Raw genomic sequence first — 1,128 nt, 5'->3', positions numbered from 1 at the left:
AGACTTGAGTCAAGATTTTGTGCACACATGTATATTGGCTGATTGTGATCCGGTATACGTAAAAAATAAATACAGCCAACCTTAAAAAGCCTTACTAGATAAAGCCTTTTTATATACTTAGAGGTTGTCCGGAAACAAGTAAAAGGCTATAATATCTGAAATTTTAGTACGGGGTAAAGATGAGAAAAAAGTATCCAACAGATCTAAGCGAAAGGGAATGGGCAAGAATAGAAAAACACTTCAGAGTATCATACAAGAAAGGAGGAAGGCCGCCAAAGTATAGCAAAAGAGAAATATTAGAAGCAATTTTCTATGTATTGCGTACAGGGTGTCAATGGCGGTATTTACCAAATGATTTTCCGCTATGGAAGACTGTGTATGAGCAGTTCAGGCAATGGAAGAAGCAGGGAATTTTTGAGAAAATGAATTATGAAATTACAAAATATAGTAGAAGAAAAATAGGAAGGAATGAGCAGCCGAGTGCCTGTATAGTAGATAGTCAATCTGTAAAGACTACAGAAAAGGGGGGATCAAAGGCTATGATGGAAGTAAAAAAGTAAAGGGTAGAAAAAGGCATATAATTACAGACACTCAGGGTTTTATACTAGGTTGTTACGTAGGCGCTGCTAACGAAAATGATAGAGATGGTATTAAAATAGCATTAAACAATATGAGAACAAAATATACTAAAGTTAAAAAAATGTGGGCTGACATGGGATACCAAGGAAGAAATTTAAAGAATCACATAAAGGAAGAATATGACATAGATATTGAAATTGTTAAAAGGCCTCCATGTAGATTTTGGGTGCACAAAGATACGCCACCTGAGCTACTACCAACAAGAGAACAAGGGTTTAAAGTACAGCCAAGAAGATGGGTTGTAGAAAGGACTTTTGCTTGGGTTAATAGGAATAGAAGGCTATCGAAGGAGTATGATTTACTCACAACATCCACTGAGAATTTCATATACCTAGCTATGAGTAGGGTTATGTTAAAGAGGGAATATGCTTGAATTTACTAGTTTCCGGACAACCTCTAAATCGTGAAAAAGAACTGCTCATTAAGTGCTGTTTGCTTAATAAATTTACTGACATTGGTATGGCTAAATTCGAAATGGCTACATGAATT

Annotated in this window: 1 protein-coding gene; it reads left to right on the top strand. The window is 35.7% G+C overall.

Annotation, left to right across the window (positions count from 1 at the left end):
* Positions 1-179: 179 nt before the first annotated feature.
* Positions 180-1,012 (top strand): IS5-like element ISWpi1 family transposase gene (locus WG67_RS06160; protein WP_094189578.1). Its coding sequence is split into 2 segments (ribosomal slippage): positions 180-549 and positions 549-1,012, totalling 834 coding nucleotides; the frame shifts between segments, so codons are not numbered across the junction.
* The last annotated feature ends 116 nt before the right edge of the window (positions 1,013-1,128 follow it).

This window comes from Wolbachia endosymbiont of Drosophila incompta (assembly GCF_001758565.1).
In the GTDB taxonomy this organism is placed as follows: Bacteria; Pseudomonadota; Alphaproteobacteria; order Rickettsiales; family Anaplasmataceae; genus Wolbachia; species Wolbachia pipientis.
The sequence above is the reverse complement of the archived record's forward strand: the minus strand, read 5'-3'. Positions and strand labels throughout refer to the sequence as shown.